At 67.0% G+C, this 23,815-nt stretch carries 21 protein-coding genes; 8 read left to right on the forward strand and 13 right to left on the reverse strand.

Features of this window, described 5'->3' with window-relative positions; all coding sequences use genetic code 11:
- Positions 1 to 5 precede the first annotated feature (5 nt).
- From WDLP6_RS06720 to WDLP6_RS06745, 6 genes are all read left to right on the forward strand, one after another.
- Positions 6 to 428, forward strand: a complete 423-nt coding sequence (locus tag WDLP6_RS06720; RefSeq protein WP_162591707.1) for a universal stress protein — start codon at positions 6 to 8, stop codon at positions 426 to 428.
- A 21-nt stretch (positions 429 to 449) separates the two neighbouring features.
- A complete protein-coding gene (locus WDLP6_RS06725; protein WP_162591708.1) occupies positions 450 to 1,859 on the forward strand; it encodes a trypsin-like peptidase domain-containing protein in 1,410 nt (469 codons plus the stop codon).
- Positions 1,860 to 1,919: 60 nt separating this feature from the next.
- On the forward strand, positions 1,920 to 2,741 hold the full coding sequence (locus tag WDLP6_RS06730; RefSeq protein ID WP_162591709.1) for a universal stress protein: 822 nt from the start codon (positions 1,920 to 1,922) through the stop codon (positions 2,739 to 2,741).
- 470 nt (positions 2,742 to 3,211) lie between these two features.
- Positions 3,212 to 4,552 carry an NRAMP family divalent metal transporter gene (locus tag WDLP6_RS06735; protein ID WP_232076978.1) on the forward strand — a complete coding sequence of 447 codons (1,341 nt, stop codon included), beginning with the start codon at positions 3,212 to 3,214 and terminating at the stop codon, positions 4,550 to 4,552.
- Positions 4,553 to 4,746: 194 nt separating this feature from the next.
- Entirely contained in the window at positions 4,747 to 7,122 is a 2,376-nt protein-coding gene (locus WDLP6_RS06740) for a phosphoketolase family protein (protein WP_162591710.1), read from the forward strand.
- Complete coding sequence (locus tag WDLP6_RS06745) at positions 7,119 to 8,297, forward strand: acetate/propionate family kinase (RefSeq protein ID WP_162591711.1); 1,179 nt, start codon at positions 7,119 to 7,121, stop codon at positions 8,295 to 8,297. The genes WDLP6_RS06740 and WDLP6_RS06745 overlap by 4 nt, the downstream gene beginning before the upstream one ends.
- A 426-nt stretch (positions 8,298 to 8,723) precedes the next feature.
- On the opposite strand, the gene WDLP6_RS06750 is transcribed toward WDLP6_RS06745, so the two are convergent.
- Genes WDLP6_RS06750 through WDLP6_RS06760 form a run of 3 tightly spaced genes read right to left on the reverse strand, consistent with a single transcriptional unit; the run spans position 8,724 to position 11,257 of the window.
- Positions 8,724 to 9,875, reverse strand: a complete 1,152-nt coding sequence (locus WDLP6_RS06750; RefSeq protein ID WP_162591712.1) for an alpha/beta hydrolase family protein — start codon at positions 9,873 to 9,875, stop codon at positions 8,724 to 8,726.
- Positions 9,872 to 10,972, reverse strand: coding sequence for an ABC transporter substrate-binding protein (locus tag WDLP6_RS06755; RefSeq protein WP_162591713.1), 1,101 nt, complete (start codon positions 10,970 to 10,972; stop codon positions 9,872 to 9,874). The genes WDLP6_RS06750 and WDLP6_RS06755 overlap by 4 nt, the downstream gene beginning before the upstream one ends.
- A gap of 48 nt (positions 10,973 to 11,020) precedes the next feature.
- Entirely contained in the window at positions 11,021 to 11,257 is a 237-nt protein-coding gene (locus WDLP6_RS06760; protein ID WP_162591714.1) for a hypothetical protein, read from the reverse strand.
- 24 nt (positions 11,258 to 11,281) lie between these two features.
- Between WDLP6_RS06760 and WDLP6_RS06765 the strand changes: the two genes are divergently transcribed.
- Positions 11,282 to 12,001, forward strand: coding sequence for a helix-turn-helix domain-containing protein (locus tag WDLP6_RS06765; RefSeq protein ID WP_162591715.1), 720 nt, complete (start codon positions 11,282 to 11,284; stop codon positions 11,999 to 12,001).
- Between the two features lie 104 nt (positions 12,002 to 12,105).
- On the opposite strand, the gene WDLP6_RS06770 is transcribed toward WDLP6_RS06765, so the two are convergent.
- From WDLP6_RS06770 to WDLP6_RS06790, 5 genes are all read right to left on the reverse strand, one after another.
- On the reverse strand, positions 12,106 to 13,041 hold the full coding sequence (locus WDLP6_RS06770) for a 2-hydroxyacid dehydrogenase (protein ID WP_162591716.1): 936 nt from the start codon (positions 13,039 to 13,041) through the stop codon (positions 12,106 to 12,108).
- 84 nt (positions 13,042 to 13,125) lie between these two features.
- Entirely contained in the window at positions 13,126 to 13,698 is a 573-nt protein-coding gene (locus tag WDLP6_RS06775; protein ID WP_162591717.1) for a peptide deformylase, read from the reverse strand.
- 37 nt (positions 13,699 to 13,735) lie between these two features.
- Positions 13,736 to 14,773 (reverse strand): hypothetical protein, encoded by a 1,038-nt coding sequence (locus tag WDLP6_RS06780; RefSeq protein WP_162591718.1) that lies wholly within the window; start codon positions 14,771 to 14,773, stop codon positions 13,736 to 13,738.
- 38 nt (positions 14,774 to 14,811) lie between these two features.
- The gene (locus WDLP6_RS06785) at positions 14,812 to 15,807 is read right to left on the reverse strand and encodes a PDR/VanB family oxidoreductase (protein ID WP_162591719.1); all 996 of its coding nucleotides are present in this window, start codon (positions 15,805 to 15,807) and stop codon (positions 14,812 to 14,814) included.
- 12 nt (positions 15,808 to 15,819) lie between these two features.
- A complete protein-coding gene (locus WDLP6_RS06790; RefSeq protein WP_162591720.1) occupies positions 15,820 to 16,974 on the reverse strand; it encodes an aromatic ring-hydroxylating oxygenase subunit alpha in 1,155 nt (384 codons plus the stop codon).
- Positions 16,975 to 17,167: 193 nt separating this feature from the next.
- Here WDLP6_RS06790 and WDLP6_RS06795 point away from each other — a divergent pair, with 193 nt between their 5' ends.
- Positions 17,168 to 17,929, forward strand: coding sequence for a TetR/AcrR family transcriptional regulator (locus WDLP6_RS06795; RefSeq protein ID WP_162566319.1), 762 nt, complete (start codon positions 17,168 to 17,170; stop codon positions 17,927 to 17,929).
- Positions 17,930 to 17,934: 5 nt separating this feature from the next.
- Here WDLP6_RS06795 and WDLP6_RS06800 read toward each other — a convergent pair whose 3' ends face one another.
- From WDLP6_RS06800 to WDLP6_RS06820, 5 genes are read right to left on the reverse strand one after another with little or no spacing between them, the layout of a single operon-like run.
- Positions 17,935 to 18,657, reverse strand: coding sequence for a class II aldolase/adducin family protein (locus tag WDLP6_RS06800; RefSeq protein WP_162591721.1), 723 nt, complete (start codon positions 18,655 to 18,657; stop codon positions 17,935 to 17,937).
- Entirely contained in the window at positions 18,654 to 20,315 is a 1,662-nt protein-coding gene (locus tag WDLP6_RS06805; protein ID WP_162591722.1) for a dipeptide ABC transporter ATP-binding protein, read from the reverse strand. Before WDLP6_RS06805 ends, WDLP6_RS06800 begins: the two co-directional genes overlap by 4 nt.
- A complete protein-coding gene (locus tag WDLP6_RS06810; RefSeq protein WP_162566322.1) occupies positions 20,312 to 21,142 on the reverse strand; it encodes an ABC transporter permease in 831 nt (276 codons plus the stop codon). Before WDLP6_RS06810 ends, WDLP6_RS06805 begins: the two co-directional genes overlap by 4 nt.
- Before the next feature lie 5 nt (positions 21,143 to 21,147).
- Positions 21,148 to 22,137 (reverse strand): ABC transporter permease, encoded by a 990-nt coding sequence (locus tag WDLP6_RS06815; protein ID WP_162566323.1) that lies wholly within the window; start codon positions 22,135 to 22,137, stop codon positions 21,148 to 21,150.
- A 42-nt stretch (positions 22,138 to 22,179) separates the two neighbouring features.
- Positions 22,180 to 23,769, reverse strand: a complete 1,590-nt coding sequence (locus WDLP6_RS06820) for an ABC transporter substrate-binding protein (protein WP_162591723.1) — start codon at positions 23,767 to 23,769, stop codon at positions 22,180 to 22,182.
- Positions 23,770 to 23,815 lie beyond the last annotated feature (46 nt).

Here is a 23,815-nt window from a genome sequence, read left to right on the forward strand (position 1 = left end):
TCATCATGAAAATACTTCTGGCGGTGGACGGCAGCGAATACACGCAGCGCATGCTCTCCTACCTGGGTTCGCACCGCGACCTGTTCGGCGCAAGTCACGCCTACACGGCCTTCTATGCGGTCCTGCCGGTGCCCCATCGCGCGGCGGCGTTCGCAGGGCCCGCGTTGACCCGCAGCTACTACGAAGACGATGCGAGCGTCGTCCTGAACCCCATTCGCACGCAGATGGAGACGACAGGTATCGATGCGGAATTCGCGTACGAGATCGGACATCCGGCCGATCTCATCGCCGCGCGTGCGGAACAGGGCCGCTTCGATCTCGTGGTCATGGGGTCGCATGGGCACGGTGCCCTCGCGAACCTGGTGCTCGGCTCGGTTGCCACCAAGGTGCTGGCAAAGTGCTCGGTACCGATCCTGCTGGTGCGCTGAGGCGCGTGGAGACCAAGCAAGATGGACTGGTTCAAGCACGCGTTCGTCGCTGTCGTCCTGGGGGTAGGTGCCGTGGGACTCGCGGCAGCGGACACGGCCCGGCCGCGTGAATCGACCTGCGCGCAGCGCGCCGAGGCGCCAGGGCGAGCGGGAGATTTCGTCTCCGCCGTGGCGCGGGAATCACTCGCCGTCGTCCGGGTTCTGGCCTCGGGCACGGAGGAATGGAATGTGGGCGCCGCGCCGTCGGAAGATGTGCCGTCGCGCGGCATCCCGGTGCAATGGACCTCGCCACCGGACCGATCGCTGGCCTCCGGCTTCGTCATCGATCAGGAAGGCTACATCCTGACTGCCGCCCATGCGGTCGCGGGCGCCCAGGACATGACGGTCGTCCTTCCGGACGAACGGCGCTTCCGCCCGGCACTGGTCGGACTCGATCGCCGCACGGATATCGCGGTGCTGAAGATTGCTGCATCGAGGCTGCCGGCGGCGCTCATCGGCAGCGGATCAGGACCTTGCGCGGGGGAGTGGGTGGCCGCGATGGGCGCGCCGTTCGGATTCGAGAACAGCGTCGCGGCGGGTGTCGTCAGTGCGAACCCGCGCTTTGTTCCTGGCGGCGCTGGCGTGCCCTTCATCCAGACCGATGTGGCGCTGAGCCCCGGCAGCTCCGGCGGCCCGCTGTTCAATCTTCGGGGCGAAGTCGTCGGCGTGAACTCGATGATCTATTCGACCGGCGGCTATGGCGGTGCGTCGTTCAGCTTGCCCATCGACCTTGCCATGCGAGTCGCCGCAGAGCTGCGCTCGACCGGTCGGGTGCATCGCGGACAGATCGGTGCCGCCAGTCAAGCCCTCACGCCCGAACTCGCGCCGGCCTTTGGTCTCGACCGTGCCCTTGGCGCCCTGGTCATCCGCGTCGAGCCGCAGGGTGGTGCGGCGTATGCCGGTCTGCGCAGCGGCGATGTCATTCTTGCCATCGACGGCGCCGCGTGGATGTCATATCCCGACATTCAAGAGCGGGTCGCTGCGGCGCGTCCAGGGACCGAGTTGGCGCTGGCGATCTGGCGCAACAGGGCCCTGGTGCAGCTGAAGGTCCGCGTCGCCGAGGCGGTTGAAGACCTGCCTCGGCCTGCCGCCGTGACCCAGAGTGACAACGATGCCCGGCTGGGGCTCGCCCTCGTCGAGCGCGGCACGGGCCAGAGCCTTGGAATGCTTCCCGCCGGGATCTACGTGAGATCGGCCTCCGGATTCGCGCGGCTTGCTGGCCTGCGCTTCGACGACATGATCGTGGGTGTCAATGGGACGGCAGTCGCCAGTTTGAAGGACTTCGACTCCGCCCTCCAGGCCACGCAGGACGACGATGTCGTCGCCTTGCTGGTCAGGCGGGGCAAGCTGACCAACTTCGTGCCGGTCCTGCGCCGCCCGCCCAAGACATAGGGTGCGGGACCAGCCTCCGCACTGCATCGCATCCACTCTCGAGTTCTGAAGGAGAACACCATGCAAACTCCGAAATCGATCCTGCTGCATCTGGACAGCTCGGCGCGAGTCGTCGAGCGGATCAAAGTTGCCCGGCAATTGGCCGAGACTTTCAATGCCGAAGTCACGGGCCTGCCATGCACGATGTCGGCGCTGATGCGCTATCCCTTCGCCCTCGAAGGCGCCGCGCAGGCCCTGGCAATCATGCAGGACCTCGACAGGCAGTGCCGCGACAAGGCGTATGCGGCATTCACGGCTGTCGGCTCGGGATCACCGCGCTTCAAGTGGGAGGAGCCAATGGGGGATGCGCCCTGGGGATTCGCGCGGCGGGCCTTGTATTGCGACTTGATGATCCTGGGGCAGCGTGACGCCGGCGATCCAGCGGCCGGCGAGCTGCCCGGCGACTTCCTGCCGAGCCTGCTGGTCGAGAGCGGGCGGCCGGCCCTGGTGCTGCCCTATGCGGGGCCGATCGCTCCCATCGGTCGCACCGTCCTCGTCGCGTGGAAGGAGACGCGCGAGTCCGCGCGCGCCGTGTCGGCAGCGCTCCCCTGGTTGCGCCGTGCGGCCACCGTGCATGTAGTGAGCTATGGCGAGGACATCGAATCCTCGCTCGAGGCGCTGCAGGTCTACCTGAGAGCACAGGGCGTGACGGCAACCCTTCAACAGGGTGGTCCGCAGGACGACGAAGTCGGTGGAAGGCTGTTGTCTCTGGCAGCGGACCGGAGTGCGGATCTGCTCGTAATGGGCTGCTACGGGCATAGCCGCGCGCGTGAATGGGTGTTGGGCGGCGCGACGAGCTCGATCCTGCAGTCCATGACGCTGCCGGTGCTGATGTCGCATTGAGCGATTGCGGCGATGGGAGGCGTCCGTTGCGGCTGACGGGCGCCGCGGCTAGCGGCCGGTCTTTCTCCGCGGCCGTGTGGATGCCTCATCCCGCTCCTTGGCCTCGACCTTCCTCCCCGGTTCCGTCGAAAGTTTCGCACGCGGTGGCGTCGTGCCCTCATCCAGATTCCGCGGACCGATTCCATAGCCTGCGGAGCTTCTGTGAGCAGCCCGAACTGCCTCGAGCAGCGCAGTGCATGCCTGTCGGAATTGCAAGGAAGGTCGCGCCATGTGGACTCCTGAGTGATGTCGTGAGGCTAGTCGGCCCTGGAAGCCCACGGCTTGCGTTGGATCAAGCGATCTTCGTCCGCCTTTCTTGATCTGGCGCAAATCCGCAACGGCATCGCCTGCAAACATGCCAGCATGCCCCAGCACATATCCTCCCGTTCCAGCGCGCGGCTCTTTCGATTCGCGCAAGAGAAAGTCATCGAGTGACGCCGCTTTCCGACGCGGGTGTCGCGCGGTCCGGCGTGGCTTCAATGGAGCTTGGAGAACGCGACACGCGGCGATCCCATCGACGGCTCGGGCCGGGTCTCGGATGGCGCCGCCTCGGCCCGGGCCTGATCACCGGCGCGGCCGACGACGATCCCAGTGGTATCGCCACCTACTCACAGGCGGGTGCGCAGTTCGGGCTCTCGATGCTGTGGACCGTGGTGTTCACGCTGCCGCTGATGGTTGCCATCCAGATGGTCAGCGCACGCATCGGCTACGTCACCGGCCGCGGCCTCGCAGCCAACATCAAGGCGAGCTTTCCGCGCTGGGTGCTGTATGCGGTGGTCGGCATGCTGGTGGTGGCCAATGTACTCAATGTTGCCGCGGACATTGCCGCGATGGGCGGGGCCCTGCAACTTCTTGTCCGAGGCTCGGCGCGTCTCTATGCGGTGGCTTTCGGCCTGTCGTGCCTTCTGCTGCAGGTCTTCCTGCCTTACAAGAGCTACGTCAAGTGGTTGAAGTGGCTCACGCTCACGCTGCTGGCCTACGCAGGCGTGGCGTTCACGCTGCATATCGATTGGCACCAGGTCCTGAGTGAAGTGGCCATGCCGCGCTTGCCCGCAGGGTCATCCGTCCACGATGTCGTATTGATGGTGGTCGCAGTCTTCGGCACCACCATCAGCCCCTATCTGTTCTTCTGGCAGGCCGCTCAGGAGATCGAAGACGACAGTCATGGCGCGCTGCACACGGCCAAGGCCGTGCGCCGTCATCTCGGTCGCATCAAGATCGACACCCTCCTCGGCATGACCTTCTCGAACCTGATCGCCTTCTTCATCATCCTGAGCACGGCGGCCACGCTGCACGCTGCAGGGATCACCGACATTCAGACGTCGGCGCAGGCGGCCGAGGCATTGCGTCCGCTCGCCGGCGAATTCACGTTCTTGCTGTTCAGTCTCGGGATCATCGGGACCGGGATGCTGGCGGTACCGGTCCTGGTCGGCTCCGCGGCCTATGCGATCGCCGAAGCCGCCGGCTGGCAGGGCAGCCTCGGTTTGCGTCTGGACAGGAATGAAGGCCGCGGCTTTTACGGCGTCATTGCGGCCGCCACGCTAGGAGGCGTGCTTCTGTGCTTCACTCCCACCGATCCGGTCAGGGAATTGTTCTGGGCGGCCGTCATCAACGGGGTGATCGCGGTGCCGATCATGGCCGTCATGATGCTCCTGGCGTCGCGCGCACGGACCATGGGCGCGCATGTGATCGGGGTCCGGTTGCGTTGGCTCGGGTGGATTGCCACGGCGGCGATGGCGGGCACGGTCGCCGCCATGGTTGGGACGCTCTGAATGGCGCCGGCATGGAGCTGCGACGTATGCCGTGGAGCGCTCTCGACGCCGTGCCGGCAAGAGGGCCCATGCCGGGACCGAATTGATGCACCATCCGGGTCTCGAGGTGTCCTCGGGAGGGTTCAGCGCGTGACCTCGCTGAGCCTGGCGCGGATGCCTGACGAGCGAGTTCGAACGACGCAATGAAAGCCATCATGTCTGCTCCCCTCTCCCCCGATCTCCTGCGCAGGATGGACGCCTACTGGCGCGCGGCCAACTACCTCTCGGTCGGCCAGATCTACCTGCAGGACAACCCGCTGCTCGAAACGCCGCTGAAGCTGGAGCACGTGAAGCCACGCCTGCTCGGACACTGGGGCACGACGCCGGGACTCAATCTGCTCTACGTCCATCTCAACCGGCTGATCAAGGAGAACGATCTCGACATGATGTACGTCATCGGCCCGGGCCATGGCGGCCCCGGCATCGTGGCGAACAGCTACCTGGAAGGGTCGTACACCGAACACTATCCTGCGATCGAGCGCGACCGCAACGGGCTGCAGCGGCTCTTCCGGCAGTTCTCATGGCCCTATGGCATTCCCAGCCATGTGTCACCCGAAACGCCCGGCTCCATCCATGAAGGCGGCGAACTGGGCTATTCGCTCGCCCATGCCTACGGCGCGGCCTTCGACAACCCGGACCTGATCGTCGCCTGCGTCATCGGCGACGGCGAGGCCGAGACCGGCGCGCTGGCGGCGAGCTGGCATTCCAACAAGTTCCTCAATCCCGCGCGCGACGGGGCGGTGCTGCCGATCCTGCATCTCAACGGCTTCAAGATCGCCAATCCGACGCTGCTGGCACGCATCACGCGCGAGGAGCTGACGGCGCTGATGCGCGGCTACGGCCATGAGCCGCATTTCGTCGAGGGGGACGATCCGGCGCTCGTGCATCAATCGCTCGCCGCCGCGCTCGACACGGCGCTCGCGCAGATCCGGCATGTGCAGCGCGAAGCCCGCTCGGCCGATGGCGCGAAGAGGCCGCAACGACCGCGTTGGCCGATGATCGTGCTGCGCACGCCCAAGGGCTGGACCGGTCCCAAGTTCGTCGACGGCAAACCGGTCGAAGGCACCTGGCGCGCGCACCAGGTGCCGCTCGCCGATTGCAGCCAGCCCGAACACCTCAAACAGCTCGAGGACTGGATGCAGAGCTACCGGCCGCGCGAGCTGTTCGACGACAACGGAAAATTCCGCGAGGAGTTCGCCTCGCTGGCGCCGACCGGCCATCGCCGCATGGGCTCCAATCCGCATGCCAATGGCGGCGCCTTGCTGCAGCCACTGGCGATGCCGCACTTCCACGACCACGCGGTCGCGGTGACCGAGCCCGGTACCCTGCGCGCAGAGGCGACGCGCGTGCTCGGCAAATTCCTGCGCGACGTGATGAAGCTCAACCTCGACAAGGCCAACTTTCGCCTCTTCGGTCCCGACGAGACGGCGTCCAACCGGCTGGAGGCGGTCTACGAAGTCGCCGGCAAGGCATGGATGGCCGCCGTCGAAGAGGTCGACACCGACCTCGCCGCCGACGGCCGCGTGATGGAAGTGCTGAGCGAACACCTGTGCGAAGGCTGGCTCGAAGGCTATCTGCTCACCGGCCGCCACGGCCTGTTCTCGTGCTACGAGGCCTTCGTCCATATCGTCGACTCGATGCTCAACCAGCATGCCAAGTGGCTCAAGGTGACGCGGCAGATTCCGTGGCGCAAGCCGATCGCGTCGCTGAACTACCTGCTCACCTCGCATGTCTGGCGCCAGGACCACAACGGTTTCTCGCACCAGGATCCGGGCTTCATCGACCATGTCGCCAACAAGAAGGCCGACGTCGTGCGCATCTACCTGCCGCCCGACGCCAACTGCCTGCTGTCGGTGGCGGATCATTGCCTGCGAAGCCGGAACTACATCAACGTGATCGTCGCCGGCAAGCAGCCCGAATGGCAGTGGCTGTCTCTCGATGCGGCGATACGCCACTGCACCGCCGGCGCCGGCATCTGGCACTGGGCCGGCAACGACGATGGTCGAAGCGATCCGGACGTGGTCATGGCCTGTGCCGGCGACGTGCCGACCCTGGAGACATTGGCCGCAGTGACGCTCCTGCGCACCTACGTGCCGGACATCCGCATCCGCGTCGTCAACGTGGTCGACCTGATGGTCCTGCAACCGGCTTCGGAACATCCGCATGGCCTCGAGGACGAAGACTTCGACGAGCTCTTCACCCGCGACCGGCCGGTGATCTTCGCCTTCCACGGCTATCCGGCGCTGATCCACAAGCTGGTCTACCGGCGGCGCAATCATCCCAACATCCACGTGCGCGGCTACAAGGAAGAAGGAACCACCACCACGCCCTTCGACATGGTGGTGCTGAACGATCTCGATCGCTATCACCTCGCGCTCGACGCCATCCGGCGGATCCCGCGGCTTCGCGACCAGGTGGAAGAGGCGACCGCGCGCTACTGGACGACGATGGAGCGCCACAAGCTCCACGTGAGCGAGCATGGAGAGGACATGCCCGAAGTCAGGGACTGGCGCTGGACTGCGTGGGCATGATCGTCCTCGCATTGAACAGCGGCTCCTCGTCGCTCAAGTTCGGCATCTACCGCGCCGGTCCCGCCGCTGTCGACATGCTGGTCGCTGGCGAGGCCGAGATGATCGGCGAAGCGCAAGGCAAGCTCAGCGCGCACGATGCGAAGCGCCGGACGCTGGTCAGCGAGACGGCGGCCATTGCGAATCAGCAGGCAGCGATCGAGCGCATCGGCCGCCTGCTCGCCGCCATCGACATTCCGGCACCGGAAGCCGTCGGGCACCGCATCGTGCACGGCGGTCCGGCGTTGCGCCGGCACTGCCTGATCGACGCTGCGGTGATGCATCAGCTCGAGGCCGCCGCCGCCTTCGCGCCGCTGCATGTGCCGGTCGCGTTGTCGCTGGTACGCCATGCCATGGCGCAGTTTCCGGGCCTGCCGCAGGTGGCCTGCTTCGACACCAGCTTCCATGCCGATCTGCCGGAACTCGCGCGCGTGCTGCCGGTCCCGAGCGAACTGCGCGCGCAGGGCATCGAGCGCTACGGCTTCCACGGACTGTCCTGCGAGTCGATCGTGCGTCAACTGGGCGGGGATCTGCCGCAGCGCACGGTGATCGCCCATCTGGGCCATGGCGCGAGCGTGACCGCGGTCAGGGACGGACACTCGGTCGACACCAGCATGGGACTGACGCCCACGGGCGGCGTCGTCATGAGCACGCGCACTGGCGATCTCGACCCGGGCGTGCTGGTCTATCTGATGCGCGAGAAGAAGCTCGATGCCGCGCAACTCGAAGCGCTGGTCAACGAGCGCGCCGGTCTGCTCGGCATATCGGGCGTGAGCGGCGACATGCGGAGGCTGCGCGAAGCCGCGGCCTCGAATGCGCAGGCGCGGTTGGCGGTCGAGATGTTCTGCTATTCGGTACGCAAACAGGTGGCCGCGATGGCCACGGCCATGGAGGGTGTCGACCTGCTCGTCTTCACCGGCGGCATCGGCGAGAACGATGCCGAGACGCGGGCGGCCATCTGCGCGGGCCTGTCCTGGGCCGGTGTCGGCCTCGACGCCGAACGAAACCGCTCGGCGCGCAATCCGTTGCATGACATCGGCTCGCATTGCGCGGTGCTCGTTCTGCCCGCGCGGGAGAACGAGGAGATTGCCCGCCATACCGCGTCCCTTCCTTCACTTGCGATCCAATTTTCTCGCTGAACCCGACAGCGGCGTTCATCCCGGAAACAACTGCCAGACGCCATGCCAGCGCGCGGGCCTATCGCGGACACGCCGACGCCAATGCCATGCAATCGCGAACGAGTCGCAACGAGAGGTTTCTGCACAAGGAGCATCTGTTGGTATTTTTGTTTCGGGGTTTTTTCTTGTCCAAGCGGTCTCAGCTGTTTTCTTGGCATCTCGGATTTCTGTTGGCATGGCGTGTTGGTATCAGCGGGTTTCACCCAGTGAACTGGCAAGGAAAACCTGCCGGCAGCCATGCGGCGATAGAGTGTCGGCCGGCTCAATGCGGTGGCGCGCAGGACGTCGCCAATCCTCAGGAAGCCAGTCGGGATGCAGTGATCGAGTTGACGCCGTGATGCCCTCCTCATGCTGCGCTCCAGAACGATCCCATGGCGGATCGAGGCCTCACAGCGTGTGCTTGAACCAATCCCAGATCATTTCCTGCCCCGGTGTCGGGTTGTCCGCCTGACAGTGAGCGGCGCCGGTCTCTTCGCCGCGGATCACCTTGAACTCCACAGCCACTCCCGCGGCGCGTGCGAAGTCGAAGGCATCGCGCGCCGTCTGCACGCCCAGGAAGTCGTGTTCGCCCTGAACGATGAACCAGGGGCACGCGATCTCGCCTGCGAACCCGGCCATGCGCAGGTTCCCGGCCTTGTCGATGGCCTGTTGCGGCGTGGCGCAAGCGAACACCCACAACAGGTAGTCCCAGCCGCTGCCGCCGTCGACCGCCAGGCGTTGCCGCAGGTGGTCCTGCAGGTCGAAGATGCAGCTGTCGGATACCACGGCGCGCAGGCGCGGCTCTCGCGCCGCCGCGCGCGCGGCATAGACGCCGCCCAGGCTGGCGCCATACAGGCCGATGCGATTCGCATCGACTTCGGGGCGGCGCAGCAGGGCGTCCACGCAGGCCGCGACCGGCACCTCGATGTCGGCCCGGCTGGGTGAGCCGCGCAGCCGCAGCGTCTCGCCCTGTCCGGGCAGGTCGACCAGCAGGACGGCGATGCCGCGCTCGCTGGCCTGGGGCCACACCCTGGGCAGCATCTCGTCCTTGTGCGCATCCAGGCCACCGAAGCAGATGACGGCCGGGGCCCGCTCGCTGCACGCGGCAGGCCGCAGCCAATAGGCATCGACGACGCTGCCATCGGCGGCCGTGATAGCGAGCGCTTCGCCCGGCGGCGAGGACAGGCGCAGCCAGTCGCGCGAGCACTCGATGCCGCGCTGGAAACTGTCGTGCCGCACGCCATCCGGAGGCGGCAGGAACTGCTCGGAGGCGCGCCAATAGGACGCGGCGCGCAGCAGGTTGGCGCGGGCCGTCGCCAGGGCGCCCACGCGCTCGGCCGCGTCCGCGCGCGTCCGGCTGGCCCGCGCCAGCGTGGCCCATTCGCGGTGCCAGCTCACGGGATCGTCCGGCACGATCCGCGACGCTGCCAGCATGCATTCGCTGAGGGTTGCCGCGCCCTGCTGCGCCATGCCCAGCGTGCGAGCCAGCTGCATGCTGTGCACCGGAAAGTCGGGCCAGTGCTCCCAGCCGGCAGGGCCGTAGCGCGGTGGCTGGCTCAAAGCTTGAACTCGCGTGCCTGCCTGATGACCGCGGCCTTGTCGAAATCGTTGATGTCGGTCACCAGCTCGTTGGTGAAGACGTTGCCCACGTCGCCGATCTGCTGCGCGAGCTGCGGGTTGTTCGTGCTCGTGGCCGTGATGTCGATCAGCGCTTTCCACTCGGCGGCGGTGGATGCGCCCCAGCGCTGGTCGGGATCGTCGGGCCAACGAATCCAGTTGTTCCTGCGCTGGCTCAGGATGATCTCGATCTCCTTGCGGCTCTCGTCGAGCGACTTGCCTGCGGGCTTCGAATCGGGGTACAGCTCCCAGTGGATGTTCAGCGCCTGGCCGAGGTTGGTGTACGCGAACAGCGTCGATTTGGCCATCGCCCGGCAGAAGGCCGCCACCTGCTGGCGGTTGTCCTGGATGTCCTTCTTGCGAAAGCCGAACCAGCCGGCGCCCAGCCGCGCGTACTGGGGCGGCAACGCGAGGTAGCGCACCGGAAAGCCCAGCGCCTCCATGCGCCCGCCGACCGTGTCGAAGGTGACGTAGGCATCGACCTTGTTGTCCTTCAGCGCGGTCGCGGCCACACCCACGTCGCCCACCGGCACGAAATTGATATCACCGGTCGGCAGGCCGAGCTCGCCGTACATCAGCTGAAGCTGCGTCACGCCGCCGTCGCCCTGGTTGCGGATGCCGATGCGTTTGCCCACGGTGTCGCGCACGGTCTTGATCGGGCTGTCGGCGTTGACGATCACCACGTTCGCATTGCGCGGCAGCCACTTGTAGGCCGCGATCAGGCCCAGGCCCGGTTCCTTGGCCACGGCCGGCAGGAACAGGGCGGGCGCCAGCGAGCCGGTGTCGGCCTGGTTGGTGGCGATGGACAACATGGCTTGCACGATGCTGCTCATGTTCACGTATTCCAGATCCACCCCTTCGGCCGCGAAGTAGCCGAGCCGGGGGTGGCGGCCACAGGTCGCAAAGGCCTGCTGAGCGTCGAGCACGGCATTGGGGTTGGCCGCGCGAAACACGCGCTTGCCCTGTGCATTCACGTAGCTCGACATCGCAACAAGGCCGAGTGCACCGGCGGCCAGGCTGAAGTCTCTTCGGTTGATCATGGTCGACCTTTCAGGCGTGTGGGATGGAAGCGGAGCCGGTGCGCGTTGTCAGGCGCTCACCGTCTTGTGGGATTCTTCGAGCGGCATCCAGCCGAGCACGCGGTTGCGCACGGCACGCAATGCGGCGGTGAGTGCAATGCCCAGCACCGAGAGCACCACGAAGACAGCGAAGCTGCCCGCCGTGTCGAGCTGCGCCTCGCGCTGCAGGATGAGCACACCCAGGCCGGCCTGGGCGCCGACGAACTCACCGACCACGGCGCCGACCACAGAAAAGGCGGCCGCCATGTCGAGGCCGGCAAAGATGACTCCATGCCCACATCCAAACCGCTGCCCGCCCGACGCGCCCCGGCCTCCAAACTGCGGCGTGCCGCCGTGCCTCCACCCGCCGAGCCTGCGGCAAAGGGCTGGCGCCGCGCCGAAATCGACCAGTCCATGACCCAGCAACTGGGCGCGCGCGTGCGTGCCGTGCGTGAGGAGAGGGGCATGTCGCTGGTGCGGCTGAGCGAGGTCAGCGGCCTGCCGGCGGCCACGCTGTCGCGCATCGAGAACAACAAGATGTCGCCGACCTTCGGGGTGCTGGCACGCGTGATGGTGGGCCTGGGCACCGACTGGGCCGGCCTGCTGGGCGCGCAGCCGCTGCCGTCCGGCGAACGCCTCCTGAGCTTCGCCGATCCGGGCGAAGGCCAGTCCACCGAGATCCGGCAATCCAGTGCGCGGATCCTGCACTCCAGCGACGCGGCGCGCCAGCTGCCGCTCCTGGTGGAGGTGCGCACGGGCGATCTCGACGAAGTCGGCGGGCTCGCGGCGCATCCCGGCGAGGAGTTCTGCTATGTGCTGTCGGGCACGCTGCTGCTGCACATGCAGGGTCACGCGCCGCGCGTCATGAAGGCTGGCGCGAGCGCACTGTTCGACAGTTCGGTGCCCCATGCCTATGTGGCTGGCGCCAGCGGCAGCGCCAAGGTCCTGATCGTCTCGCAGCGGCCGCCAGGTTACAGCCCGGAGATGGCCGCAGGTACGCCCGGCACTTGAAGAAAGGCCCCTGGGATGTCCGCCGGCTCGCGCGCTTCGTGCTCCGCGCGCGAGGAAAGAGAGCGCCGAACGGGAAGTTCGATGGCCGAAGCGCTACGCTGGCCTCAATAGCCGAGTTCGAGATCGACTCTGCGCACGAGGGCTTCGCCGCGCCGCAATCGGGCGGCGTTCTCCACGACCTGTGCGACCACCGTCTCGGGCCGAGCCATGGTCGCCATGTGCGGCGTGATCAGCACGCCGGGCGTCGACCAGAGCGGGCTGTCCGTGTGCAAAGGCTCCTGTTCGAACACGTCGATCACCGCGCCGCGCAATGGCCCCCGCGCGATCGCTTCGATGAGGTCGCGCTCCACGAGATGTTCGCCGCGGCCGCAATGCACCAGCGCCGCGCCTCGAGGCAGCGCATCCAGGGTCGTGTGCGAGAGGATGCCGCGTGTGGCCCCGGTGAGCGGCAGCAGGCAGACGAGCACGTCGGTGGCCCTGAGGAATGGCAGAAGCCCGGCTTCCCCGCTGAACACATTCACTCCCTGGAATTCGCGCGGCGTGCGCACCCAGCCGTTCACCGTGTAGCCGAGCGACGGCAGGATCGTCGCGACGCGGCTCGCCATTTCGCCCAGCCCCATCAGGCCGACGCGGCACTGGGCCGCCGGCGTCTGCACTGGCCGAGTCCAGGCGTGGCGCGCCCCGCTTCGGAGTGCCTCGTCGAAGCGGCGATGAAAATAAAGCACGGCCCAGAGTACGTACTGCAGCATGCCTTCGGCGAGCAGCGGATCGACGACGCGGCACACCGGGATTGCGTGCAGCGCCTGGCCCGCAATGACGTTGTCCACACCCGCCGCGATGCTGTGCACGAGCCGCAGGCGAGGCATCCTGGCGCAGAGCCCTGGCGGGACTTCCCATCCCGCAATGATCTCGGCGTCGTGGCAGCGCGGATCGGGCCAGACCACGACGTCGAGCCCGGGATCGGCATCTTCGATCATGGGCTTGAAAGCCGAAAGATCGTGGCGCTGGCTGACGAGCGCGAGCACGGTGCGGCAGTTCATCGCATCGGTCGTCGTGCGAGCCCGGCGCTCAGGCGATACCCCTTGCGCTTCGGCTTCGCGCAGCCACGCCTCGCAGAGCCGCGCTCACGACGCGTCGTCGCCGTCGAATTCGGCAGCCGAGTAGGTGTAGACGCCCCGCGGCCCGCACACCTCGGAGGCGAATGCGAGCGCACTCGCATCGGGCATCCGCGCGGGATAGAGAACACCGTCGAGATGGTCGCACTCGTGCGCCAGCAGCGTGGCGTGGTAGCCGCGACACTCGCGCTCGTTCCATTGGCCGTCGAGCGACTGCCAGCGGATCATGATGTGCGGATGGCGCGGCACCCGGGCGTAGAGTCCCGGCAGCGAGAGGCAGCGCTCCCAGAGATTCACGGTCCTGTCGGTGAGCGGCGTGATCACCGGGTTGATCAGCGGCGTCCACGGCACCGGCTGCGTGCGCGCATGCGCGGGGATGCGCGAGGCCGGCAGGGCGTAGAGCACCACGCGCAGCGGCGTGCCGATCTGCGGCGCGGCAAGGCCGATGCCGGCGACCGAATCGAGCGTCTCGCGCATGTCGTCGATCAACGCGCGGATCCCGGGTGACGAAGGGTCGGCCACCGGCTCGGAGACGACGGTCAGCGCCGGGTTGCCCATCTTGAGAATGCTTCGGACAGCCATGGATCAGGGCTCCTTTCTGAGCGGATGAGTCGGTTCTTCAATCGAGGCGGCGCAGCATCGCGTCGTGCAGCGCGCGCAGCGGCGCGGGTCCGACGAAGCGGCCCTGGTCCACGATCTGCAGCTCGCCGATCCACAGCGACTGGTCGAGCACGATGCCGTCCGGATGGTTCTCGCCGCCGCCGGATTCCCACCACGGCAGGCCCATGCCGATGGCATTGCTGCCCGGCAGGCGGATGTCCTCGACGAACTGGTCTCCGGTGAGCCGCGCGGCTGGATGGAAGCCGTAGGTGAAATGAACGAAGGTGCCGAGCGTGTTCTCGCCGCTCGCGCGGCGCAGCGCGCGTTCGAAGCTCGCCGCGTCCTCGGGTGCCTCGCCATGGACACGGGTGATGTGGCCGTCGGCCTCGATGACGATGGGCTTGCGCAGGCGCCGGTAGGTCTCGTCGAACAGGGCCTGGATGACGATGCGGCCGCGCACCGAATCCTTCGTCGGGTACAGGCTCTGTGCGCCCGGCACCGTGTCCATGCCCGGCGCGCGCATGCTGCGCGGCCGCTTGAGCTTGACCTTGTCGAGCACGAAGCTCACGTCGGTGCCCGCCGCGCAGGTGAAGCGCGCAGTCTCGCCCGCATGCTCGGAGACGAACTCCATGAAGCCGATGTTGAAGTCGAGCAAGGTGCTGAACTCGACACCGCCATAGAGCCGCGCGAGGCTGTCCGCGCGCGAGATCGCAATGAGTCCGTAGCGGCAGCGCCGGGCTTCCATCGCCGCGTTGTGGATGCGCGAACCGGCGTGGTAGGGAAAGCAGAAGTCGAGCCAGACATCGGAAGCCACCACCGCGGCCGCGAGCGAATCGCCCACATAGGGATCGGAGAGCCCGCCCTGGAACGGCAGCGAAGGCGCCAGCGCGACCAGCGGCTTGCCCCCTTGCCGCAGCACGGCCTGCACGACCGCGTCGACGAGTTCGCGCTCGACGCTCGAGTCGGCCGTGAGCAGCACGCTTTCGCCTGGAGAGACGCAGAACTGCTCGCGCACGAGGTTGTCGGCGGCACGCACCAGACGGGGATGTGAAAACATGGAGTTCCTTGAAATGATCGAGCGGGGCGATGCGCCGCCTAGAGGTCGACGACGATGCGAGGGCTGCGCGCTCGCGAGACGCACAGCGCCATGCAGCCGTTCTTCGCGCGCACGGCGTCGCTCAGGAAGCGGTCGCGGTGGTCGGGGATGCCCTCGATCACGTCGACGACGCACATCCCGCACTCGCCTTCGCGGCAGGAAAAGGGCGCATCGACGCCGGCCGCCAGGAGCACCGAGAGCGCGCTCTGGCCCGGCGGCACGACGAAGGGGCCTTCACCGCTGGCGATCGCGATCTCGAACGGCGCGTCGCCCTCGGCTGTGGCGGCACTGTCATCGCCGCCGAAGCTTTCCCAGTGGATGCGTTGCACAGGCAGGCGCGCCGCGGCCTGCGTGCGCACCAGCTCGATCAGCGGCGCCGGGCCGCAGACGTAGATGCCTTCGTTGTCGCCGGCCTCGGCCACGATGTCGGCCGCTCGGGCGCGCACGGCGTCGGCATCGAGGCCCGCATGCAAGCGAAGATGCCCTGCGAAGGGCGCCTTGTTCAGTTCGGCCAGGAAGGCCGCATGCCCGGTGTCGCGCACGAAGTAGTGCAGCACGAAGTCATGCCCGCGATGCAGCGCCGCCTGCGCCATGGCATAGAGGGGCGTGATGCCGATGCCGCCTGCGATCAGCAGGTGGCGCGATTCGCCCCAATCGGGCTCGAACCGGTTGATCGGCGCCGACACCCTCACGCGCGCGCCCACCGCGAGCGCGTGCGCGGCCGCGGAGCCGCCGCGCGAACCGGGCTCGCGCTTGACCGCGATCACATAGCGCTCTGCGCGCTCGCCGGCATTGCACAGCGAATAGCAGCGCACGAGGCCCGCGCCGAAATCGACGCGCACATGGGCGCCGGCCTCGATGGGCGCCGCTTGCGGGTCGGCTGCGGCCAGCGTGAGTTCGGTCGTGTCTTCGGTGAGGCGGCGGATGCGCTCGACCACCGCCGTGCGCAGACGGTCCTGCGCGGCCGGTGGCGAATCCTGCAGTGCGAAAGCCATCGTGTTCTTCGATCAGGCCTCGGCAGGCCCGAAGATGCGATCGACATAGCTGCCGAGGAAATGATGGATCGGCTTCTCCATCACCGAGAGGCGGCCCGGCTCGTAGTTGGGCAGCGCCATCGCACGCTGCATCGATTCGATCATCGAGCGGTCTTCGTCGTAGATCGCATTCTGGTATTGGCGATACACGTCGATCTTCTGCTGCAGGTTCTCGTGCGCGAAGAACTCGGCGGGGAACATCATGTAGATCGCCACTTCGCAGCTGTCCGGTCCGGTGGGCCAGGCCGTGATGATCTTGACCATGTCGATGCGGCCGAAGAGCGTCATGTTGGGCGGGTAGAACGCCGTGCAGGCGAAGGAGTTCTCCTCGTGCGCCAGCCAGGGCGCCTTGCCGAACAGGCTCACGCCATCCGGTGTGGAAGGCGATGAGAGGTAGCGCATCGTGAGGCCGCCGCCGGGCTTGAGGACGAGGTTCTCGGGCGTCCACGAAAAGCGCTGCCCGAAGGTCTTCGCATGCAGCACGCCGACGTGGTAGTAGTCCATGAGGTTCTCATGGAAGAACTTCCAGTTGCACTTCAGCGTCATGCGCGCGATGTCGGCGAGTCGCACGTTCTCGGTGTGCAGCATCGCGAAGTCGCGCTCGAGGTCGGCCGTGGCCTCGGCGAAGGGCTTGGGCTGCTCGGCGAAATTGATGAAGATGTTGCCGCGCCACACATCGAGGTGGATGCCCGGCAGCCGGCATGTGCCGGGATCGAAGCCCTCGGTGTCCTTCATGTAGGCAGCGCCAACGAGCTGGCCGTCGAGGTCGTAGGTCCAGCCGTGGTAGGGACACTTGAACGAGCGCGCATTGCCCTCGCCATCGGCCACTTCCACACCGCGGTGGCGGCACATGTTGTGGAAGGCGTGCAGGTCGCCGGCCTTGTTCCGCGCGATCAGCACCGGGCGGCCGAGGATGCGGCGGGCCTGGAAATCTCCGGGCTTGCCGAACTGCTCGACGCGGCCCATGAAGAGCCATTCCTTGAAGAAGTATTCCTCCATTTCGCGCGCGTAGATTTCGGGCGAGGTGTAGATGTCGCCCGACAGATGTCGCGACCGGGAAAGCTCGGTCTTGTTGATGGAGATGTCGCCGCGGGGAACGTAGCGCAGGGGCTGGGAGGGGATGGTCATCGGTGGGCTCCGGATCGTGGGGAGGACATGCGGGCGGCGCAACGCTCGCACGCAGGCAATCGATTCCGGGTTATTCTATACACTCGTATTATAAAAAGCCAGTGCCGATCGCGATGCGGTCGCACGCATGAAGACGCATCTCCGGATCCGATGGATTTCGGGTATCGTCCCTCGACACCCAGGCCTGAAAAGAATGAGCGACGTTGTCTCCGTCCCCGACCGAAAAAGCTTCTCGAAGAAGGCCCCCGATGTGCGGCGGCAGGAGCTCATCGATGCGACCTTCCGATGCCTGTGCGATCGCGGCGTTTTCGAAACCAGCGTGCGCACCATCGCGAGCGAGGCGGGGCTCTCGCTCGGCATGGTGCGGCATCACTTCAACAGCAAGGACGAGTTGCTCGCCGCCACCTATCGCAACATGTCCGAGCGCCTCAAGGAGCAGACCCAGGAATTGCTGGCGCGCACGCCGCCCGATTCCATGAGCCAGCTCGTGGCCTTCATCAACGCGGGCCTGCAACCGCCGCTGCTCGATCGCAACTATGTGCGCATCCGCTTTCTCTTCTTCGAACTCACGCACACCAACAAGGTGGTCAAGCGCGTGCATGAAGAGATCTATGCGCGCTTCGAGCAGCAACTGCTCGCGCTGGTGACGGCGGTCGCGCGCGACCACGGCAGCAAGGCCGATTGCCGCATGGTCACGCGCACCATCACCACTTACCTCAAGGGCATCTGGGCCGAGTGGACGCTCTCGAGCGACGACTTCGAGCCGCGCGAACTGCTTGCGCAGATGATGTCGTTCTGGCTCGGCATGCTCGCGCCCGATGTGGTGCCGGCGCAGATGCCGATCGACCGGCCGGCCGGCGTCGACAAGCGCGTGACGGCCGGGTCGAAGCGCAAGCCGGCCGCGAAGAAAGCCGCCGCGCCGAGCCGCCGCACGCGCACCGCCAGTCCGGCCTGACACCTTCAGACGACGAGCCGGCGCGCCGACGCCCAGAAGAGCTGGCTGTGCCAGTCGCTCTCGTCGGGGTCGAACTGGGCGGCCGTGCGCGCCATCACCTCGGCCGAAGGCATGCGCAGCGGCCCGGAGCCGGCCTGTGCCTTGGTCTGCACCTGGCAGGCGCGTTCGAGAAAATAAATGTTGGCGAAGGCCGCGGCCACCGATCGCCCGATGGCGAGCAAACCGTGGTTGCGCAGGATCATCGCCTCGTTGCGGCCGAGGTCGCGGATCAGGCGTTCCCGCTCGCCGAGGTCGACCGCGATGCCTTCGTAGTCGTGGTAGCTCAGCCGACCATGGAACCTGAGCGCATGCTGCGAGATCGGCAGCAGCCCGGCTTCCTGGCACGCCACCGCGATGCCGTCCGCCGTGTGCGTGTGCACCACGCAGGCCACGTCCCCGCGCGCCATGTGCACGGCCGAGTGGATGACGAAGCCCGCGCGGTTGACGCGCTTGCGGCCCTCGCGCTCGCGGTCGACGATGTCGCCGTTGCGGTCGATCTTCACGAGCTGGTCGGGCCCGATCTCATGAAAGAGGCAGCCGTATTCGTTGATGAGGAAATGCTCGGTGTGCGGCACGCGCGCGCTGATGTGCGTGTCGATCAGGTCGGTCATGCGGAAATGCGCGATCAGGCGGTAGAGCGTGGCGAGCTCCTCGCGCATCTCGTCCTCGGTGTCGATCGGGAGGGTCATGCGCGGGCCCTCAGCGGCGATGCGTCGTCGCCGAGCGTACCGAGAAAATCCGCGCCCGCCACGGCCGCCACGAGCTGGCGCGTGTAGTCGTGCCGGGGCGCGCCCAGCACCTCGTCGGGCGTGCCGACCTCGACCACCTCGCCGCGGCGCATCACCACCACGCGGTCGGCGATCTCGCCCGCGACGCGCAGGTCGTGCGTGATGAACAGCAGCGTCAGGTGGAATTCGCGCCGGAGTTCGGCCAGCAGCTGCAGGATCTGCGACTGGATCGACATGTCGAGCGCCGACACCGCCTCGTCGGCAATCAGGAGGCGCGGCTCGAGTGCGATCGCACGCGCGATCGAGATGCGCTGGCGCTGGCCGCCGGAGAACTCGTGCGGAAAGCGATCGGCCGCGCTGGCGCCGAGGCCCACGCGTTCGAGCAGTGCGCGCGCCCGTGCGCGCGCCGCAGCGGGCGCCTCGCCGTGCCGGATCGGACCGCGCGCGATCGCCTCGCCCGCGCGCATGCGCGGATTGAGGGAGGCGAATGGATCCTGGAAGATCATCTGGACATGGCGCCGGAATGACGTGAGCTCGCGGCCGGCCAGGCGCAGGATGTCGCGCCCTTCGAACTCGATCTGCCCGCTGTCGGGCTCGATGAGCCGCATGACCATGCGGCCCAGCGTGGACTTGCCTGAACCCGACTCGCCGACGATCGCCACCGTTTCGCCGGCGAAGATATCGAGGTCGATCGCGCGCGCGGCCGTCACCTCGCGCGCCGGCGCGAAAAGGCCGCCGCCGCTCGCGAAGCGCTTCGACAGCTGCCGGATGCGCAACAGCGCGTCCGTGCGCGTGCCGGCATCGCTGCGCGCGGCAGGCCGGCGGCCCGGCAGCGCATCGATCAGCGCGCGCGTGTAGGCATGCCGGGGCCGCAGCAGCACCTCGTCGCGCGTGCCCGCCTCCACGGCGCAGCCATGGCGCATCACGATCACCCGGTCGGCGATGTCGGCAACCACGCCGATGTCGTGCGTGATGAAGAGCACGCCCATGTGGCGTTCGGCCTGCAGCTGGCGGATCAGGTCGAGGATCTGCTTTTGCGTGGTGACGTCGAGCGCCGTCGTCGGCTCGTCGGCGAGCAGCACGCGCGGCTCGTTGATGAGTGCCATCGCGATCATGACGCGCTGGCGCTGTCCGCCCGAGAGTTCGAAAGGGTAGGCGCGGTAGGTGCGCCCGGGGTCGGGTAGCCCGACGGCGGCGAGCATCGTGATCACGCGCTGGCGCAGCGCGGCCTCGTCGTGCGCCTGGCCATGCAGCACCAGCGCTTCCCGCACCTGAGCGCCGACGCGCTGCAGCGGGTTGAGCGCGCTCATCGGCTCCTGGAACACCATGCCGATGCGGCTGCCGCGAAACGGGCGCATTTCGGCCTCGGACAGGCGAGCGAGATTCGTGCCGTCGCAAACGATCTCGCTCGCCGGGTCGATGCTCACGCGCGGCGGCAGCAGGCCCAGGATGGCATGCGCCGTCATCGACTTGCCGGAGCCCGATTCACCGACGAGGCAGACGATCTCGTTGTCGCGCAGCTCGAAGTCGAGGCCGTCGACGGCCAGCGCGCGGTCGCCGGAACGGGGCAGCGCGATGCGCAGCTTGCGCACCTGCAAAAGGGGGGCGGCAGTGCTCATTGGCGGCTCACGCGGGGATTGAGGACATCATTGAGGGCTTCGCCGACCAGATTGATCGCCAGCACGGTCAGCAGGATGGCCATGCCGGGGAAGAAGCTCATCCACCAGGCCTGCCGGATCATGGTGCGCGCCGTACCCACCATGTAGCCCCAGCTGATCAGGTTGGGGTCGCCCAGGCCCATGAAGCTCAGCGCACTCTCGATCAGGATCGCGGTTGCGATGGAGAGGGAGCCCGTGACGATGATGGGCGACAGCGCATTGGGCAGGATATGGCGCCAGACGATCGAGACCGGCCCCTCGCCCGCGCAGCGGGCGGCCTGCACGTACTCGCGCTCCTTGATCGAGAGGAACTCCCCGCGCGTGAGCCGCGCCACCTGCGGCCAGCTCACGATCGCGATCGCGACGGTGATGGTCGTGACCGAAGGCGTGAGGATGGCGACGAAGAGGATCGCGAGCACGAAGGCCGGCACTGCCTGGAAGAGTTCCGTGAAGCCCATGAGCGCGCTGGAGACGCGGCCGCCGGCGTAGCCCGCGATCGCGCCCACCAGGACGCCGATGACGAGCGCCACGAAGGTCGAGGCGACACCGATCATCAGCGACACCTTCGCGCCGTGCACGATGCCCGCGGCCACGTCGCGACCGAGGCTGTCGCTGCCCATGAGCATGCCTTCGGCGCCCGGCGGCGAGAAGGGCGTGGCCACCGTGTCCCACGGACTGCCCGGATAGAGCCAGGGCGCGAGCAGCGCGGCGCCGAGCACCGTGACCAGGATCACGAGCCCGATGACGCCGGAGGGCCGGCGGATGAATGCGGAAAGGAGGCGCTTCATGGTCCCTAGACGCTGCGGATGCGGGGATCGACCACGCGGTAGAGAAGGTCCGTCACGAGATTGAAGACGGAAACGACGATCGACATCACGAGGAAGATGCCCAGCAGCAGCTGGTAGTCGCGCTGCAGCACCGCCTCGTAGGTGAGGCGGCCCAGGCCCGGCCAGGCGAACACGGTTTCGATCACCACCGAGCCGCCGATCAGCGTGCCGGCCTGCACCCCCGCCATCGTGAGGACGGGCAGCATCGCGTTGCGCAGCATGTGCCGCCAGAGCACGCGGTGCCGGCTCGCGCCCTTGGCGCGCGCGGTCTTCACGAAGTCCTGGTGGCTCACCTCGATGATCGAGGCGCGCATGAGCCGCGCGTAGATGGCGAGGTAGAGCAGGCCGAGCGTCGTCGCCGGCATCACGAGGTACTTCGCGCGATCGAGCCAGAGCGCCATGCCGTGCAGGCTCGCGCCCACGGTCTGGTAGCCGAAGGCGGGCAGCCACTCGAGGCGTACCGAGAACAGCAGCACGAGGATGATCCCGAGCCAGAACACCGGTGTGGCATAGACCACCAGCGAGACGATGGTGATCAGCGTGTCGGAGAGCTTTCCGGCGCGCACGCCGGCCAGGCTGCCGAGCGCGATGCCGCCGATCAGCGAAAGGAGAAAGGCCGTGCCGGTCAACAGCAGCGTCGGCCCGAGGCGCTCCCCGATCACTTCGGTGACCGGACGCTGCTGGCGGTACGAATAGCCGAGATCGAGCGTGGCCACCTTGCCGAGGTAGCTCGCCAGCTGGGCCGCGATCGGCTTGTCCAGGCCGTACTCCGCGCGGATGCGCGCCATGTAGGCCTCGTCGGTCGAGCCCGACTGACCGGCGATCACCAGCGCGGGATCGCCGGGCGCCGCATGCACGAGAAAGAAATTGAAGATGGCCACCGTGACGATGACGGCCGCCATCTTCGCGAAGCGGGCCAGAACCGGACCCAGGATCGCTGCGGGAGATTGATTCATATCGTTCGAAGCGGATGCGGCACTGGCGCCGCACCCTGGCGATCATCCCTGGAAGTAGACGCCGTCGAAGCTGTCGTGGATGCCGATGCCCGTGGTGACGAGGTCCTGCAATCGCTTGTCGTAAATGGTGGGGAATTCCATTTCGACCAGCCACGCGATCGGCGAATCCTCCACCAGGATCTTCTGCATGCGGCTGTAGAGCGCCTGCCGCTTGCCCTCGTCGATCTCGGCGGCGGCCTGGTCTGCGAGCTTGTCGACCTCGGGGTTGGAGTAGCCGATGGTGTTCGAGAACAGCACCTTGCGGATGTTCGAGCTCACATAGTTGCGCGTGACACCGATCGCCGGGTCGCCGTACTGGAAGGGCCAGGTGAGATTGAGGTCGTAGTCCCAGTTCGCGATCTTCTGGGCCCAGCCCGCGGCGTCCGAGGTTTCCAGCGTCACGGCGATGCCCAGCTTGGAGAGCGCCTGGCGGATGTATTCGCAGGCGCGCGCGGGCATCTCGCCGTAGGGCGCGACCGGCAGCCGAAGGCGCGCGCGCACGCCCTTGTCGTCCGCCTTGAGGCCCATCTCGTCGAGCAGCTTGGTGGCCTTGGCGATCGAGAAATCGAAGCTCGGCACATTGCCGTCGTAGAAGCGCGTCTTGGAGCTGATCGGCCCCGTGGCCACCTTGCCGAAGCCGTAGAGGATCTTGTCGCGCACGAACTCGCGGTCGATCGCGTGCGAGATGGCGTGGCGAAAGCGCTTGTCGTTGAGCGGCGCGCTGCGCACGTTCATCTCGAGGTACATGATGGGTGCGAAGTATTCGTAGCCCTTGGTCGTCATCGTGAACTTGGGGTTCTTCGCGAGGCGCTGCGCATCGAAGAGTTCGAGGTCGGTCCATTGCGTGAGTTGCACCTGGCCTTCCTCGAGCGCCACTGCGCGCGAGGCGCCGTCGGGAATGATGCGGTAGATCACCGCATCGAGGTATGGCTTGCCGGGCTTGAAGTACTCGTCGTTGCGAACCAGATGGATGTGCGAGCCGCGCACCCACTCCTTGAACTTGTAGGGGCCGCTGCCGATGGGCTTGAGATTGGCAGGATTCTTCTGCACGTCGGTGCCTGCGTAGATGTGCTTGGGCATCACCGGCAGGTTGGAGATGTCGAACGCGCCGATGAAGGCACCGAACGGTTCCTTGAGCCTGAAGACCACGGTGTAGGGATCCGGCGCCGTCACGGATTCGCAGCGCGCGAAGATGGCCTTGGCGCGCGGATGCGTCACGGGCAGGAATTCGGTCACGGTGTAGACCACGTCCTCGGCCGTGAGCGGCTTGCCGTCGTGCCACTTCACGTTGCGTTCGAGCGCGAAGGTGTAGGTCTTGCCGTCGGGCGAGATGGTCCAGGCCTTGGCGAGGCTGGGCAGGGGCTTCAGCTTGAAGTCGTAAGTGAGCAGGCTCAGGAAAATCTTGCCCGCGACGGTCTGCGTGGGCGTCTGCTGGTTCACGCCGATGTTGAGCGTGGGAGGCTCGGGCTGCAGCACGGCGTTGAGCGTGCCGCCGCGCGTGGCCCCGTAGGCCCGCGTCAGTCCGAGCGGGATGTCGGCAAGGCCGAGCGCTCCGGCCGTCAGCAGAAGCTTGTTGAACTGTCTCTTTTTCATGGGGGGCACTCCGGAAGATGGGCGGATGGAAAGGGACGGGCGACGC

The organism is Variovorax sp. PBL-E5, from assembly GCF_901827185.1.
Taxonomy (GTDB): Bacteria; Pseudomonadota; Gammaproteobacteria; order Burkholderiales; family Burkholderiaceae_C; genus Variovorax.

Excerpts from the sequence above, each read along its gene's own strand:
- WDLP6_RS06720 (WP_162591707.1), top strand. The coding sequence starts at position 6 with ATGAAAATACTTCTGGCGGTGGACGGCAGCGAATACACGCAGCGCATG.
- WDLP6_RS06725 (WP_162591708.1), top strand. The coding sequence starts at position 450 with ATGGACTGGTTCAAGCACGCGTTCGTCGCTGTCGTCCTGGGGGTAGGT.
- WDLP6_RS06730 (WP_162591709.1), top strand. The coding sequence starts at position 1,920 with ATGCAAACTCCGAAATCGATCCTGCTGCATCTGGACAGCTCGGCGCGA.
- WDLP6_RS06740 (WP_162591710.1), top strand. The coding sequence starts at position 4,747 with ATGTCTGCTCCCCTCTCCCCCGATCTCCTGCGCAGGATGGACGCCTAC.
- WDLP6_RS06745 (WP_162591711.1), top strand. The coding sequence starts at position 7,119 with ATGATCGTCCTCGCATTGAACAGCGGCTCCTCGTCGCTCAAGTTCGGC.
- WDLP6_RS06755 (WP_162591713.1), bottom strand. The coding sequence starts at position 10,972 with ATGATCAACCGAAGAGACTTCAGCCTGGCCGCCGGTGCACTCGGCCTT.
- WDLP6_RS06760 (WP_162591714.1), bottom strand. The coding sequence starts at position 11,257 with ATGGCGGCCGCCTTTTCTGTGGTCGGCGCCGTGGTCGGTGAGTTCGTC.
- WDLP6_RS06765 (WP_162591715.1), top strand. The coding sequence starts at position 11,282 with ATGCCCACATCCAAACCGCTGCCCGCCCGACGCGCCCCGGCCTCCAAA.
- WDLP6_RS06770 (WP_162591716.1), bottom strand. The coding sequence starts at position 13,041 with ATGAACTGCCGCACCGTGCTCGCGCTCGTCAGCCAGCGCCACGATCTT.
- WDLP6_RS06775 (WP_162591717.1), bottom strand. The coding sequence starts at position 13,698 with ATGGCTGTCCGAAGCATTCTCAAGATGGGCAACCCGGCGCTGACCGTC.
- WDLP6_RS06780 (WP_162591718.1), bottom strand. The coding sequence starts at position 14,773 with ATGTTTTCACATCCCCGTCTGGTGCGTGCCGCCGACAACCTCGTGCGC.
- WDLP6_RS06785 (WP_162591719.1), bottom strand. The coding sequence starts at position 15,807 with ATGGCTTTCGCACTGCAGGATTCGCCACCGGCCGCGCAGGACCGTCTG.
- WDLP6_RS06790 (WP_162591720.1), bottom strand. The coding sequence starts at position 16,974 with ATGACCATCCCCTCCCAGCCCCTGCGCTACGTTCCCCGCGGCGACATC.
- WDLP6_RS06795 (WP_162566319.1), top strand. The coding sequence starts at position 17,168 with ATGAGCGACGTTGTCTCCGTCCCCGACCGAAAAAGCTTCTCGAAGAAG.
- WDLP6_RS06800 (WP_162591721.1), bottom strand. The coding sequence starts at position 18,657 with ATGACCCTCCCGATCGACACCGAGGACGAGATGCGCGAGGAGCTCGCC.
- WDLP6_RS06805 (WP_162591722.1), bottom strand. The coding sequence starts at position 20,315 with ATGAGCACTGCCGCCCCCCTTTTGCAGGTGCGCAAGCTGCGCATCGCG.
- WDLP6_RS06810 (WP_162566322.1), bottom strand. The coding sequence starts at position 21,142 with ATGAAGCGCCTCCTTTCCGCATTCATCCGCCGGCCCTCCGGCGTCATC.
- WDLP6_RS06815 (WP_162566323.1), bottom strand. The coding sequence starts at position 22,137 with ATGAATCAATCTCCCGCAGCGATCCTGGGTCCGGTTCTGGCCCGCTTC.
- WDLP6_RS06820 (WP_162591723.1), bottom strand. The coding sequence starts at position 23,769 with ATGAAAAAGAGACAGTTCAACAAGCTTCTGCTGACGGCCGGAGCGCTC.